At 70.1% G+C, this 14,373-nt stretch carries 11 protein-coding genes and 1 pseudogene; 11 read left to right on the forward strand and 1 reads right to left on the reverse strand.

The window, feature by feature from the left end; genetic code table 11:
* The first annotated feature begins 165 nt into the window (after positions 1-165).
* The 9 genes and pseudogenes from LUX31_RS02575 to LUX31_RS02615 all read left to right on the forward strand — a co-directional run bounded on the left by LUX31_RS02575 (position 166) and on the right by LUX31_RS02615 (position 9,052).
* Positions 166-1,590: an amidase gene (locus tag LUX31_RS02575; protein WP_235472880.1), complete on the forward strand. Its 1,425-nt coding sequence runs from the start codon at positions 166-168 to the stop codon at positions 1,588-1,590.
* A 20-nt stretch (positions 1,591-1,610) separates the two neighbouring features.
* Positions 1,611-1,835: a hypothetical protein gene (locus LUX31_RS02580; RefSeq protein ID WP_235472881.1), complete on the forward strand. Its 225-nt coding sequence runs from the start codon at positions 1,611-1,613 to the stop codon at positions 1,833-1,835.
* Between the two features lie 155 nt (positions 1,836-1,990).
* Positions 1,991-3,473, forward strand: a pseudogene (locus LUX31_RS02585) (flotillin family protein).
* A 45-nt stretch (positions 3,474-3,518) separates the two neighbouring features.
* Positions 3,519-3,965: a type II toxin-antitoxin system PemK/MazF family toxin gene (locus tag LUX31_RS02590; protein WP_235472882.1), complete on the forward strand. Its 447-nt coding sequence runs from the start codon at positions 3,519-3,521 to the stop codon at positions 3,963-3,965.
* A gap of 388 nt (positions 3,966-4,353) precedes the next feature.
* The gene (egtA, locus tag LUX31_RS02595; RefSeq protein ID WP_235472883.1) at positions 4,354-5,670 is read left to right on the forward strand and encodes an ergothioneine biosynthesis glutamate--cysteine ligase EgtA; all 1,317 of its coding nucleotides are present in this window, start codon (positions 4,354-4,356) and stop codon (positions 5,668-5,670) included.
* Entirely contained in the window at positions 5,667-6,989 is a 1,323-nt protein-coding gene (gene egtB / locus LUX31_RS02600; protein WP_235472884.1) for an ergothioneine biosynthesis protein EgtB, read from the forward strand. Before egtA ends, egtB begins: the two co-directional genes overlap by 4 nt.
* The gene (egtC, locus tag LUX31_RS02605) at positions 6,989-7,789 is read left to right on the forward strand and encodes an ergothioneine biosynthesis protein EgtC (RefSeq protein WP_235472885.1); all 801 of its coding nucleotides are present in this window, start codon (positions 6,989-6,991) and stop codon (positions 7,787-7,789) included. Before egtB ends, egtC begins: the two co-directional genes overlap by 1 nt.
* A complete protein-coding gene (gene egtD, locus LUX31_RS02610) occupies positions 7,786-8,748 on the forward strand; it encodes an L-histidine N(alpha)-methyltransferase (protein ID WP_235472886.1) in 963 nt (320 codons plus the stop codon). The genes egtC and egtD overlap by 4 nt, the downstream gene beginning before the upstream one ends.
* 88 nt (positions 8,749-8,836) lie before the next feature.
* Positions 8,837-9,052: a dodecin gene (locus tag LUX31_RS02615; protein ID WP_235472887.1), complete on the forward strand. Its 216-nt coding sequence runs from the start codon at positions 8,837-8,839 to the stop codon at positions 9,050-9,052.
* Positions 9,053-9,077: 25 nt separating this feature from the next.
* Here LUX31_RS02615 and LUX31_RS02620 read toward each other — a convergent pair whose 3' ends face one another.
* Entirely contained in the window at positions 9,078-9,575 is a 498-nt protein-coding gene (locus tag LUX31_RS02620) for a phosphatase domain-containing protein (RefSeq protein ID WP_235472888.1), read from the reverse strand.
* 209 nt (positions 9,576-9,784) lie between these two features.
* On the opposite strand from LUX31_RS02620, the gene LUX31_RS02625 reads away from it, so the two are divergent.
* Positions 9,785-11,197, forward strand: a complete 1,413-nt coding sequence (locus LUX31_RS02625) for a family 43 glycosylhydrolase (RefSeq protein WP_235479773.1) — start codon at positions 9,785-9,787, stop codon at positions 11,195-11,197.
* A gap of 73 nt (positions 11,198-11,270) precedes the next feature.
* A complete protein-coding gene (locus LUX31_RS02630) occupies positions 11,271-14,075 on the forward strand; it encodes a beta-L-arabinofuranosidase domain-containing protein (protein ID WP_235472889.1) in 2,805 nt (934 codons plus the stop codon).
* Positions 14,076-14,373: the final 298 nt, after the last annotated feature.

Genomic DNA, 14,373 nt, shown 5'->3' on the forward strand with positions numbered 1-14,373 from the left:
AATACTTCCGACACGCTCCGGACCTGTGAACTTCTGCCCGGCCGCGCCACATTCGACATACCGCACCGCGTCGCCGCGCCAGCCGTTACCGTTCGGTAGGAAGCTGTGAAATCGCTATGGGGAACACACCGCCGCGGCGCGACGGTGTGCGACGGAGGTGTCCGTATGACTGCCGAGCGTGCCGCCGGACTCGCGGAGTGCGCCCGTGCGCTGGCCGCCGGCGAGGTGACCTCGCGGACGCTCGTCGAGCAGGCCCTCGCCCGGATCGGGGCGAGCCAGCCCTCCCTCAACGCCTTCCGGCTCGTACGGGCCGAGGCGGCTCTCGCCGAAGCCGACGCCGCCGACCGAGAGTTGGCGGCCGGAGGACGCCGGACACTGCTCGGCGTACCGGTGGCCGTGAAGGACGACACGGACGTGGCGGGCGAGCCGACCGCGTTCGGCTGCGCGGGCGAGTTCCCGCCGGTGGCCGAGGACGGGGAGGCGGTACGGCGGCTGCGCGCGGCCGGCGCGATCGTCGTCGGCAAGACCAACACCTGCGAGCTGGGCCAGTGGCCCTTCACCGAGGGCCCCGCCTTCGGCGCCACCCGCAATCCCTGGCACCTGGGCCACACCCCGGGCGGCTCGTCCGGCGGTTCGGCCGCCGCCGTCGCCGCGGGCCTGGTCCCCGCCGCCCTCGGCTCGGACGGCGCCGGTTCGGTCCGCATCCCCGCCTCCTGGACCCATCTGATCGGCATCAAGCCGCAGCGCGGGCGCGTCTCGACCTGGCCGCTCCCCGAGTCCTTCCAGGGCATCACGGTCAACGGCACCCTGGCCCGTACTGTCGCGGACGCGGCCCTCCTCCTGGACGCGGCGAGCGGCAACCACCTACGGGACCTGCACCAGCCGCCGCCGATCAGCGCGTCCGAGGCGGCCGGCCGCGACCCCGGGCGGCTGCGCATCGCACTCTCCCTCAAACCGCCGTTCACCGCACTGCCCGCCCGGCTCCAGCCCGACGTACGGGCCCGGATCGTCCAACTCGCCGAGAAACTGGCCGCGTTGGGCCACACGGTCGAGGAGGCCGACCCGGCGTACGGGCAGATCGGGCTCACCTTCATTCCCCGCGCCACCGCCGGTCTCGCCGAGCGGGTCCGCGAGGCCCCGTTCCCCGCACTGCTCGACCGGCGCACCCGGGACTCCGCCCGGCTGGGCCGACTGCTCGGCGGGCCCCCGCTGCGGCTGGCCCGGCGCGCGGAGTCCGCGCTGCAGCGGCGGATCGGCGCCCTCTTCTCCTCGTACGACGTGGTCCTCGCCCCGACCACGGCCGCTCCCCCGCCGCGCATCGGGGCGCTGCTGCCGTTGAACGGGTTCGCGACCGACCGCGCGATGATCGCCGCCTGTCCGTACGCCTGGCCGTGGAACGTGCTGGGCTGGCCCGGGGTGAACGTCCCGGCGGGGTTCGTGGGTGAAGGGCTGCCGGTGGGCGCCCAGTTGCTCGGTCCGGCGAACAGTGAGCCGCTGCTCGTCTCGCTGGCCGCGCAGTTGGAGGCGGACCTGCGCTGGCACGAGCGATGGCCGCCGTTCGAGCCGGTTGCCGACTCGACGGCCGCGTAGGGGGTTTCGGCCCGTACGCTGTGGCCATGGACGACGCGCCGATGGTCGGCTTGATGGGGCGGGTGACCGGCACGATCGGACCGGGGCTGGTCGGCGAGGTGATCGTCCGGGTGCGCGGCGGGGCCGAGCACTTCCTGGCTTACCCGGCCGCCGCGCAGGACCGTATCGAGCGGGGGACGGTGGTGATGGTCGTGGAGTATCTGCCGCCGCGAACGGTCTACGTCACCGCCGCGTACGACAGTTGAGTCCGGCCGGGCACACCGGGTGACCGGTTCGTCTGCGGATGATCACGTGTGCGTCAAGCTTGCAACAAGGATTCGTCAGCATCTGTACCCCTGCGTCGCGCAGGAGCACCCTTGCCTTCGTTCGGTGCCGAAAGGGCACCATGCAAAGGGGGCGTATGCCGATGTTCGTCGGCGTCGTTGCGGGGATCGCGGTAGCCGGGATCCTCGTGCTCATCGGTGTGTTCAAGATGATGTGGCGGGTCGCTGAACCCAACGAGGCACTCATCATCTCCGGTTCCAAGCACAGGACCGAAGGCCTTGAGGAAGGCATGGGGTTCCGGATCGTCACGGGGCGCGGCACCCTCGTGATGCCCGGGGTGCAGGCGGTGCGGAAGATCTCGCTCGACCTCAACGAGACCGAGCTGCACGTGGACTGCGTGACCACCCAGGGCATTCCGCTCAAGGTGCGGGGCGTGGTCATCTTCAAGGTGGGCGACGACTTCGTGTCGATCGCCAACGCGGGCCGCCGCTTCCTCGACCAGCAGAAGTTGATGTCGGAGCGGGTGCACAACGTGTTCGCCGGTCATCTGCGGTCCATCGTCGGCGGGTTGACCGTCGAGGAGATGATCCGCGACCGCGAGAAGCTCACCGGGCAGACCCGGGCCGCGTGCGGCACCGAGATGGAGAAGCTCGGGCTGATCGTCGACTCCCTCCAGATCCACGAGATCGAGGACCCGACCGGGTACATCAAGAACCTCGCCATGCCGCACGCTGCCGCCGTCCAGCGGGACGCGCGGATCGCGCAGGCGGAGGCGAACCGGCTCGCCACCGAGGCCGAGCAGAAGGCCGCGGCGCGGATGTCGGAGGCCACCCGGGACAGCGAGATCCTCCAGGCCGGGTACCAGGCGGAGCGCGACAAGGCGGCGGCGAAGGCCCGCCAGGCCGGACCGCTCGCAGACGCGGCCGCCCGGCAGGACGTCGTCGTCCAGGAGACCCGCATCGCCGAACTCGACGCCCTGCGCCGGGAACAGCAGCTCCAGGCGGACGTCCGAAAGCCGGCGGACGCGCAGGCCTACGAGACACGGGCGCGGGCCGAGGCCGAGCGTGACGCGCGTATCTCGGCGGCGCAGGCCAAGGCGAAGGAGACCGAGCTGGCGGCCCTGGCCGAGGCGAACCGGGTCAAGACGGCCGCGACCGCAGAGGCCGAGGCGACCAAGGCACGGGGTGCGGCTGCTGCAATGGCGACCAAGGCCACGGGTGAGGCGGAGGCCGCCGCGTCCCAGGCGAAGGGGCTCGCCGCCGCCGAGGCGACACGGGCGCAGGGCCTTGCTGAAGCGGAGGCCATCAAGGCGCGGGCCGCGGCTCTCGCGGAGAACCAGGAGGCCGTGGTCGCCCAGCAACTCGCCGAGAACTGGCCGGAGATCGTCAAGGCCGGCGCGTCCGCGTTCGGCAGCGTGGACAACATGGTGGTGCTCAACGGGGCCGACGGTATGGCCGAGATGCTGGCCAAGGCACTCACGATGGGCGGTACGGGGCTGGGCCTCGCACGGCAGCTGCTCGCGCTCCATGAACCAGAACGGGCAGGCGGCGAACGGGACTTCGGCGCTGAACGGGGTGGCGGGGCCTGAAGTGCAGAAGGTGGCGGTGGAGAAGGACTAGGGGTGATGCGTGGAGGGGCAGTCCGCAGGCTCTAACGTGAGCCTCGTGACTGCCTTTCCCAATGCCGAAGTCCCGGGGCGTTTTGGCCCCTCCGCCACCACCGAGGCCGCTCCTCGCGATGTGGGGCGGGTGCGTACGGAGTACTCGCCCGCCCACGACGGGGATCCCGATCCCGGGGAGATCGTGTGGACCTGGGTGCCATTTGAGGAAAACGATGGGCGGGGGAAGGACCGGCCGGTCCTTGTTGTCGCTCGGGAGGCTGCGGGGACGTTTCTTGCCGTGCAGTTGTCCAGTAAGCGGCATGACGGGGATCGGGAGTGGGTCGCTATCGGGAGCGGGCCGTGGGATCGGACCGGGCGGGACTCGTGGGTTGATGTGGATCGGGTGCTGCGGCTGTTCGAGGACGGGATGCGGCGGGAGGCTTGTGCGTTGGATCGTATGCGGTTCAACTCTGTTGTTCGGCGGTTGCAGGAGCGGTATGGGTGGCGGTGAGGTCGTTCTCATAGCGCGGGCCGGTGGGGGCTTGTCGCGCAGTTCCTCGCGCCCCTAAAGACCCCACTGAACGCGTGTTCGAATACCTTCGCTAGAGCCTGCGGGCGGCCATGGCGCCACCCCCGTGTGCGCCATAGCCGCCCGGTACTTGCTGGCCCGCCGTGCTCATGCAGGCATCGTGGGTGATGCTGGACATGCGGTGCAACAGAGTTTCCCGGGTCGGCGAACGGCCCGGAAACACCACGGAAACGGAGATACACCGTCCCGTAAGTACCCATGTGCACCCTTGTGCGATTCGGCGTGAGGGGTTTGGGTGGGACGAGCGTTGCCTGACCGGCCCACCCGAAGCCGGGCCGGCGACATGGTGGAATCTCAGGAGGATCCCGACATGTCCGATTCGGTGAGTGGCTGTACCAAACGCCGCACCGCCCTCTCCGAGGCCGAGGTCGAAGCCCTCGTCCGGGGAATCTGTTTCAAGACCGGACCGCCCCGTACCCTCGGCGTCGAGGTGGAATGGCTCGTCCATGAGCTGCGGCAGCCGCAGCTCCCCGTGACACCCGCACGGCTCGAAGCGGCCTACGCTTCCCTGCGGACCCTGCCTCTCAGGTCGGCGCTCACCGTCGAACCGGGCGGTCAGCTGGAACTCAGTTCCGCTCCCGCCGACACCCTGATGGAGTGCATCGGATCCGTCTCCGCCGATCTGGACGCCGTCCGCCAAGTTCTGCGCGAGGACGGTCTCGGTCTCGTCGGTATCGGCCAGGATCCCTGGCACCCGCCCCGGCGTTTCCTGCACGAGCCGCGCTACGACGCCTTGGAGCGCTCCCTCGACCTCACCGGCCCGGCCGGCCGCGCCATGATGTGCACCTCGGCCTCCGTGCAGGTGTGCCTCGACGCCGGTCACGAGGAGCCCGGCCCCCTGGGGCACGGACGGCGCTGGTGGCTCGCCCACCAGCTCGGCGCGGTCCTCGTGGCCGCCTTCGCCAACTCCCCGCTCGCCGCACGCAACCCCACCGGCTGGCGTTCCACCCGGCAGGTGCTGTGGATGGAGATCGGCGCCGGACGGGCGGGGGCTCCCGCTCTGGACGCCGACCCGCGGCACGCGTGGGCCGAGCACGTGCTCGACGCCCCGGTGATGTGCATACGACGGGACAGCGGGCCCTGGGACGTGCCGGAGGACGGGCTGACATTCCGGGAGTGGATCCGGTCCGGGGTGCCCCGGCCGCCGACGCAGGAGGATCTCGACTACCACCTGACGACCTTGTTCCCGCCGGTCAGACCGCGTGGCCATCTCGAACTGCGCATGATCGACGCGCAGCCCGGCGACGACGGCTGGATCGTCCCGCTCGCCGTGACTGCGGCGCTCTTCGACGACCCCGAGGCGGCCGAGCGGGCCTACCGGGCGGTCAAGCCGCTCGCCGAGCGCGCCCAGTCGCTGCCCGCTCCGCACAACCCGCTGTGGGCCGACGCGGCCCGCTACGGACTGACCGACCCGGAGCTGCACGAGGTGGCCGTCGTCTGTTTCTCGGCCGCCCTGGAGGCGCTGCCCCGGCTCGGCGCGAGCCGGGAGGTCGTCGGCGCCGTCGCCGCGTACCTCGACCGCTATGTCATACCGGGCCGTTGCCCCGCCGACGACCTGCTCGACCGCCTGGGCGGCACGGACCGGCGTGCGCACGGGACCTCGTACGGGAAGGATCTCCGCACATGACCGACCCCGCCCTGGATCCGGAGGCGCTGCGGGAGCGTGCGCTCGCCGCGCTCACCACCGCGCGGGCGCGGACCGCGCTCCTGACCACCGTGGACGATCCCGAACTCACCGCCCAGCACTCGCCGTTGATGTCCCCGCTGGTGTGGGACCTCGCGCACATCGGCAACCAGGAGGAGATGTGGCTGCTGCGGGCGGTCGCCGGGCGGGAGGCGATGCGGCCCGAGATCGACGGCCTGTACGACGCCTTCGAGCACTCGCGCGCCGAACGGCCCTCGCTGCCGCTGCTGCCGCCCGACGAGGCCCGTAAGTACGCGGCGGAGGTACGCGGCCGGGCCCTTGACGTGCTGGAGAACGCCGCGTTCGAGGGGACCGGCGCCCGGCTGACCGAGGCCGGGTTCGCCTTCGGGATGATCGCCCAGCACGAACAGCAGCATGACGAGACGATGTTGATCACCCATCAGCTCAGGAAGGGGGCTGCGGTTCTCCATGCTCCCGATCCCGAGCCCGTTCCCCTCTTCGCCGGTCCGGCCGAAGTCCTGGTCCCCGGTGGCCCGTTCACCATGGGCACCTCCGCCGAGCCATGGGCCCTGGACAACGAACGGCCCGCGCACCGGAGGGAAGCGGCGTCCTTCTTCATCGACACCGTCCCGGTGACGAACGCCGCCTATCAGCGGTTCATCGAGGACGGCGGCTACGGCGACCAGCGCTGGTGGACACCGGAGGGCTGGGCGCACATCCGCCAACACTCGCTCCACGCACCGCTGTTCTGGTTCCGGGACGGTGGGCAGTGGCTGCGGCGGCGGTTCGGGGTCACCGAGGTGGTGCCGCCGCACGAGCCCGTCGTGCACGTCTGCTGGTACGAGGCGGACGCGTACGCCCGCTGGGCCGGGCGCCGGCTGCCCACCGAGGAGGAGTGGGAGAAGGCCACCCGGCACGACCCGGCGACGGGCCGCTCGACGCGCTATCCGTGGGGCGACGCCGATCCGGGGCCCGAGCACGCCAACCTGGGTCAACGGCATCTGCGGCCGGCGCCCGCCGGTTCGTATCCGGCCGGTGAATCGCCGCTCGGGGTACGGCAGTTGATCGGCGACGTGTGGGAGTGGACGGCGAGCGACTTCGCGCCGTACCCGGGATTCAGCATGTTCCCGTACAAGGAGTACTCGGAGGTGTTCTTCGGGCCCGAGTACAAGGTGCTGCGCGGTGGTTCGTTCGCCGTGGACGCGGTGGCCTGCCGGGGGACGTTCCGCAACTGGGACTATCCGATCCGGCGGCAGATCTTCTCCGGGTTCCGCACCGCCCGTACCCCGGAGGCCGTCTGATGTGCCGTCAACTCGCCTATCTGGGGCCACCGGAGGCGATCGGCAGCCTCGTCGTGGAGCCGCCGCACGGGGTGTACCGGCAGTCGTGGGCACCCCGGCACCAGCGGTACGGCACCGTCAACGCCGATGGTTTCGGGGTCGGTTGGTACGCGGAGGGCGATCCGGTGCCGGCCCGCTACCGGCGTACCGGGCCCGTCTGGGCGGACCCCTCCTTCGCCGACCTCGCCCGGGTCGTACGGACCGGCGCGCTGCTCGCCGCCGTACGGGACGCGACGGTGGCGGGCGCCGACGGGGAGGCCGCGGCGGCGCCGTTCGCCGCCGGTGCCTGGCTGTTCGGGCACAACGGGGCTGTGAAGGGCTGGCCGGGGTCGCTCGCCCCGCTCGTACAGGCCCTGCCCGCCGAGGAGTTGCTGTCGATGGAGGCGCGCTGCGACTCGGCGTTCGTGTGGGCCCTGGTGCTGCACCGGCTGCGCGCCGGTGACGATGTCGGGCGGGCGCTGGCCCGTACGGTCCTGGAGGTCGCCGAGGCGGCCCCCGGGTCCCGGCTCAACCTGCTGCTCACCGACGGCACGACGATCGCCGCGACCACCTGGGGCGACACCCTCTTCCACCTCACCGGGCCAGGACCGCGCACGGTCGTGGCCTCCGAACCGTACGACGACGATCCCCGCTGGCAGGAGGTACCCGACCGCACCCTCGTCATCGCGAGCCGCACCGAGGTACGGCTCACCCCGCTCCAGGACTTGAGCGACACGAGCGGCGACATGGCATCCGTACCACCCGAGGAGCTTCGTACGTGAGTCCGTTCCTGGTCACCCGCACCCTGCCCGAGGACGCGACGGAGGCCGCCCTGCGCGCCGACGTTCTCCACGGGCTCACCCGCACACCCAAGACCCTCCCGCCGAAGTGGTTCTACGACGCCCACGGCAGTGAACTCTTCGATCAGATCACCGAGTTGGACGAGTACTACCCGACCCGGGCCGAGCGCGAGATCCTCGTCGCCCGGGCCGGGGAGATCGCCGCCGTGACCGGTGCGCGCACGCTGGTCGAGCTGGGTTCCGGCTCGTCGGAGAAGACTCGGTACCTGCTGGACGCGCTGACGGAGCTGGAGACGTACGTCCCGGTCGACGTCAGTGAGAGCGCGCTGCGGCAGGCAGGCGAGGCGCTGATCGCCGAGCGGCCCGGGCTCGGCGTACACGCCCTGATCGCCGACTTCACCGGCGGTCTGGCACTGCCGGGCACGCCCGGGCCCCGGCTGGTGGCGTTCCTCGGCGGCACGATCGGCAATCTGCTGCCCGCCGAGCGGGCCGGCTTCCTGTCCTCGGTCCGCGCCCTGTTGTCGCCGGGCGACGCGCTGCTGCTCGGCACGGACCTGGTCAAGGACGAGTCGGTGCTGGTCCCGGCGTACGACGACGCGGCGGGGGTGACGGCCGCGTTCAACAAGAACGTACTGACCGTCGTCAACCGTGAGTTGGGCGCCGACTTCGACCCCGACGCCTTCGAGCATGTGGCGCTGTGGGATTCGCAGAACGAGTGGATCGAGATGCGGCTGCGGTCGCTCGCCGAGCAGACCGTGAAGGTTCCTGCGCTCGATCTCGCCGTCGACTTCGCGGTGGGCGAGGAGATGCGTACGGAGGTGTCTGCGAAGTTTCGTAAGGCGGATGTGGGCGACGAACTCGACGCGGCCCGGCTGGTACCGACCCGGTGGTGGACGGACGAGCAGGGCCGTTTTGCGCTGTCGCTCAGCGTCGCCTACTAGCGACGCCTCGCGAAGCTCCGCCACATGGGGCACGGTGGAACGTGGAGTGCCGCCAGCCACATCGAGCACGGCGAAGAGGAGTACCCGCATGACCAATCACACCTACCGGGTCACCGAGATCGTCGGTACCTCGCACGAAGGCGTCGACCAGGCCATCCGCAACGGCGTCAGCCGGGCCTCGCAGACCCTGCGCAACCTCGACTGGTTCGAGATCACGCAGGTCAGGGGCCAGATCGTGGACGGGCAGATCGAGCACTACCAGGTCGGCCTGAAGGTCGGTTTCCGCCTGGAGGACGGCGAGTAGGCAGCCCAGGTCGACAGTCAGGCCCTCAGGTCCGGCCCTCGCTCTCCTGCGCCTCCTTCAGCGCGTCGGACTCGGCCGTCCAGCGGGCCCGTACGACGGTGAAGCCCGCGCGTTCCGCGTCCTGGCAGACGAGTTCGTCGTCGTCGACCAGGACGCGGATCTCGCGGTTCCGGGCCAGTGTGCGGAGGGTCTCCAGTTTGGTGGCGCGGGCGGGCCTGCGGTCGTCGTTGCGGCGCATCCAGATGCGGCCCTCGGGCAGTCCGTGCGCGGCGAGCCACTCGACCGTGTCCCGGCGGCAGCGTTCGGGCCGGCCGGTGAGGTAGACGACCTCGCACTCCCGCGCGCTCTCCAGGGCCAGTGCAACGCCCTCGGTGAGCGGCGGGTCGTGCGGTGCGGCGGCGAAGAACGCCGTCCAGTTGCGGGGCTTGCGCTCCAGGAACCGCTGCCGGTGTGCCGTGTCGGCCAGTGTGTTGTCCAGGTCGAACACCGCGAGCGGTAGAGGGCCTTTGCTGTGCTGAGTCACAGTCACCGACCCTAGACGGCCGGGAATTCAACGTGTCGGAAACATTGACGCACTCCCGCCCCATACCTATCTTCTGGTCGAACCTCCGTACGCCGTTCCATATATCGAACAATGTCGGCCGAGGAACAGGCCGCTGAAGGAGACTCGCCGTGGACCGCACCCGCAGCAGCTCGACCAGCAGACGTACGCTCCTCAAGGCCTGCACGGCCCTGGTCGTGGCCGTGACCGTGCCCGTCGCCGTGGGCGCTCCGGTGTTCGCCGCCGTCCCGGCCTCCCCGGCCGTCACCTTCACCAACCCGATCGCCGCGCAGCGCGCCGACCCGCACATCTACAAGCACACCGACGGCTACTACTACTTCACCGCCACGGTCCCCGCGTACGACAGGATCGTGCTGCGTCGGGCCACCACGCTCCAGGGCCTGGCGACCGCCGCCGAGACAACCATCTGGACCAAGCACGCCAGCGGTGAGATGGGCGCCCACATCTGGGCTCCGGAGATCCACCACATCGACGGCAAGTGGTACATCTACTTCGCGGCCGGCGCCTCCGACGACATCTGGAAGATCCGGCCGTACGTCCTGGAGACCTCGGCCGCCAACCCGATCACCGGGACCTGGACCGAGAAGGGCCGCATCGCGCTGCCGCTGGACACCTTCTCGCTCGACGCGACGACGTTCGTGGTGAACGGGACGCGCTATCTGAGCTGGGCGCAGAACGACCCGGCGGTCGGCGACGGCACCAACCTGTACCTCGCGAAGATGTCCAACCCCTGGACGATCAGCGGGACTCCGGCAATGATCTCCCGGCCCACGCTGTCCTGGGAGATCATCGGGCACACGGTCAACGAGGGACCGTCGGTCATCCAGCGGGGCGGCAAGATCTTCATGGCCTTCTCGGCCAGCGCCACCGACGCCAACTACTGCCTGGGGCTGCTCACCGCGTCCGCCTCCGCCGATCTGCTCAACCCGGCCTCCTGGACGAAGACTTCGACGCCGGTGTTCACGAGCAACGCCTCGACCGGGCAGTACGGGCCGGGCCACAACACGTTCACGGTCTCCGAGGACGGCAAGTCCGACGTCCTCGTCTACCACGACCGCAACTACAAGGACATCAGCGGCGATCCGCTCAACGACCCCAACCGGCGCACCCGTTACCAGAAGCTGTACTGGAACGCCGACGACACCCCGAACTTCGGCATCCCGGTCTCCGACGGGCTGACCCCGGTCCGCCTCTCCTCGTTCAACTATCCCGACCGGTACATCCGGCACTGGGAGTTCCGGGCGAGGATCGAGGCGAACGTCACCAACCTCGCCGACTCGCAGTTCCGGATCGTCACCGGGCTGACCGGTTCCGGCACGGTCTCGCTGGAGTCGGCGAACTTCCCCGGCTACTACCTCCGGCACAAGAACTACGAGCTGTGGGTGGAGAAGAACGACGGCACCGCCGCCTTCCTGGCCGACGCCTCCTTCACCCGGCGGGCGGGCCTCGCCGACTCGGCCGGGGTGTCCTTCGAGTCGTACAACTTCCCGGGCCGCTACATCCGGCACTACAACAGCCTGCTCCAGCTCCAGACACTGAGCACCTCCCTGGACCAGCAGGACGCGACCTTCTACGCCGAGTAGAGCGCCGAGTACAGCCCGGATCAGACACGCCAGTCACCTCAGTCACCTCAGTCACCTCAGAGACGAGGCACATGTGACCCCCCACCTCCCCAGACGTTTCCTACTCCAGAGCGCGATCCTCGCGGCAGCGACACCCGCGTTCGCCTACGCGGCCTCCGGCCGGGCCGCCGCCGCTGCCCTGCCCGCGCCGTCCGCCTGGACGCTGCGCCCGTTCGAGCTGAAGGAGGTCTCGCTCGGCCAGGGCGTCTTCGCGAGCAAGCGCCAGCTGATGCTGGACCACGGGCGCGGCTACGACGTCAACCGGCTGCTCCAGGTGTTCCGGGCGAACGCCGGGCTCTCCACGGGTGGCGCGGTCGCGCCCGGCGGCTGGGAGGGCCTGGACGGTGAGGCCAACGGCAACCTCCGCGGCCACTACACCGGGCACTTCCTCAGCATGCTGTCGCAGGCCTACGCGAGCACCGGCGACCAGGCCTACGCCACCAAGATCGGGACGATGGTCGGCGCGCTGACCGACGTACGCGCCGCGCTGCGCACCGACCCGCGCATGCTCACCGTCACCGGCAAGTGGGGCGGCGCGCACGAGAACGTCCGGGGCTCCTACCAGTACGTCGACCTCCCGGCGGCCGTGCTGGGCGGCGCCGCGGCGATCACCCTGTCGATCTGGGTCAAGCCCACGCACGACGCCAACTGGCAGCGCGTCTTCGACTTCGGCAACGACACCACCCGGTACATGTACCTGGCCTCCCGCAACGCGAGCGGCGTGCCGCGCTTCGCCATCACCACCAACGGCGCCGGCGCCGAACAGGGCCTCAACGGCACCGCCGCGCTGCCGCTGAACCAGTGGAGCCACCTCGCGGTGACCATCTCGGGCACCACGGGCACCCTTTACGTCAACGGCACCGCCGTCGCGACGAACACCGCGATGACCGTCAACCCGTCCGTCCTGGGCACCCTGACGAACAACTGGCTCGGCCGCTCCAACTACTCCGGCGACCCCGTCTACGCGGGCGCCTTCGACGAGTTCAACGTCTACTCGCGCGCCCTGACCGCCGCCGACATCACCTCGCTCCAGAGCAACGAGGCCAAGAACTCCTCCGCAGGACTCGGCAACCTCGCCTCGTACTACTTCTCCACCACCACCGGCTCCACCTTCGGCGACGCCTCCGGGCGCGGACTGACCGCCACCCTGCACCGCACCTGGGGCGGCCCCAGCCACCAGGGCTTCCTCGCCGCCTACCCGGAGACGCAGTTCATCGCGCTGGAGTCGATGACGAGCGGCGACTACACGAAGGTGTGGGCGCCCTACTACACGGCGCACAAGATCCTCAAGGGTCTACTGGACGCCTATCTCGCGACGGACGACGCCCGGGCGCTGGACCTCGCGTCGGGCATGTGCGACTGGATGTACTCCCGGCTGTCCAAGCTGCCCGACGCCACTCTCCAGCGGATGTGGGGGATCTTCTCCAGCGGTGAGTTCGGCGGGATCGTCGAGACGATCGTCGACCTGTACACGATCACCGGCAAGGCCGAACACCTCGCCCTGGCCAAGCTGTTCGACCTCGACACGCTCATCGACGCGTGCGCGGCGAACAACGACATCCTCAACGGTCTGCACGCCAACCAGCACATCCCGATCTTCACCGGATACGTCCGGCTGTACGACGCGACGGGCGAGACCCGCTATCTGACCGCCGCGAAGAACTTCTGGGGCATGGTGATCCCGCAGCGCATGTACGGGATCGGCGGCACCAGCACGGCCGAGTTCTGGAAGGCGCGCGGGGTGATCGCGGGCACGCTCAGCGACACGACCGCCGAGACCTGCTGCGCCCACAACCTGCTCAAGCTGAGCCGGATGCTGTTCTTCCACGAGCAGGACCCGAAGTACATGGACTACTACGAGCGGACGCTCTACAACCAGGTGCTCGGCTCCAAGCAGGACAAGGCCGACGCCGAGAAGCCCCTCGTCACGTACTTCATCGGGCTCACCCCCGGGCATGTGCGCGACTACACGCCCAAGCAGGGCACGACCTGCTGCGAGGGCACGGGCATGGAGAGCGCCACCAAGTACCAAGACTCGGTGTACTTCAAGTCGGCCGACGGCGCCTCCCTGTACGTCAATCTGTACAGCCCCTCGACCCTGACCTGGGCCGAGAAGGGCGTCACGGTCACCCAGACCACCGCGTATCCGCAGGAGCAGGGCACCACGCTCACCTTCGGGGGCGGCAGCGCGGCCTTCGCGCTGCGGCTGCGTGTGCCGGTGTGGGCGACGGCCGGCTTCCAGGTGACGGTCAACGGACAGGCGGTGAGCGGGACTCCGGTCGCCGGGAGCTACTTCGCGGTGTCGCGGACCTGGCGCGCCGGGGATGTCGTACGGATCAGCGTGCCGTTCCGGCTGCGGGTCGAGAAGGCACTGGACGACCCGTCGCTCCAGACCCTGTTCTACGGTCCGGTGAACCTGGTCGCCCGGAGTTCGAGCACCAGCTACCTCTCCTTCGGGCTGTACCGCAACGCGGCCCTCTCCGGCGATCTGCTGCCCTCCCTCACCCCGGTGAGCGGCAAGCCGCTGCACTACACGCTGAACGGCACCGAGTTCGCCCCCTTCTCCGAGGGGACCGAGGACCCGACGCACGCCTACGTCCGGCGCGCCGAGCCGACGGTCGTGTTCGGGACCGTCTCCTCCGGGGTCGCCAATCCGGCGAAGGCCGACGGCACCACCCTGCTCGACGAGATCTGGGCCGGGGCGCCCTTCGCGAACAAGGCGGCGCTGGTGGCGCGGGTGCAGTCGACGACGGCTGCCTGGGTGACGGCGGGGCTGCTCACGCAGGCGAACGCGAACACGGTCGTGAGTACGGCGCAGGGCGCGTCGTACGTGTCCTGACCGCCGTACGTCTCGTGATCGTCGCAGGCGGTACCCCTACCCGAGGGGTACCGCCCGTCGGCCGCAGGAACGACCGGTGAGGGCGTGTGTACTGCGTTCTCAGTAGTCGCGATTGTCGACAGGCGCACGACGGCGGGAGGGGGTCGGTGCCGGGAGGGGGTCGGTCCCGGGAGCCTTGGCAGGTACCCGAGATCCGACGATCTGGAGACCTCCCCCTCGTGGCTACCTTCCTGTACAAGCTGGGCCGACTGGCCTTCCGGCGGCGCTGGTACGTCGCCCTGATGTGGGTGGCGGTGCT

The organism is Streptomyces sp. GQFP (assembly GCF_021545335.1).
Lineage (GTDB): Bacteria > Actinomycetota > Actinomycetes > Streptomycetales > Streptomycetaceae > Streptomyces.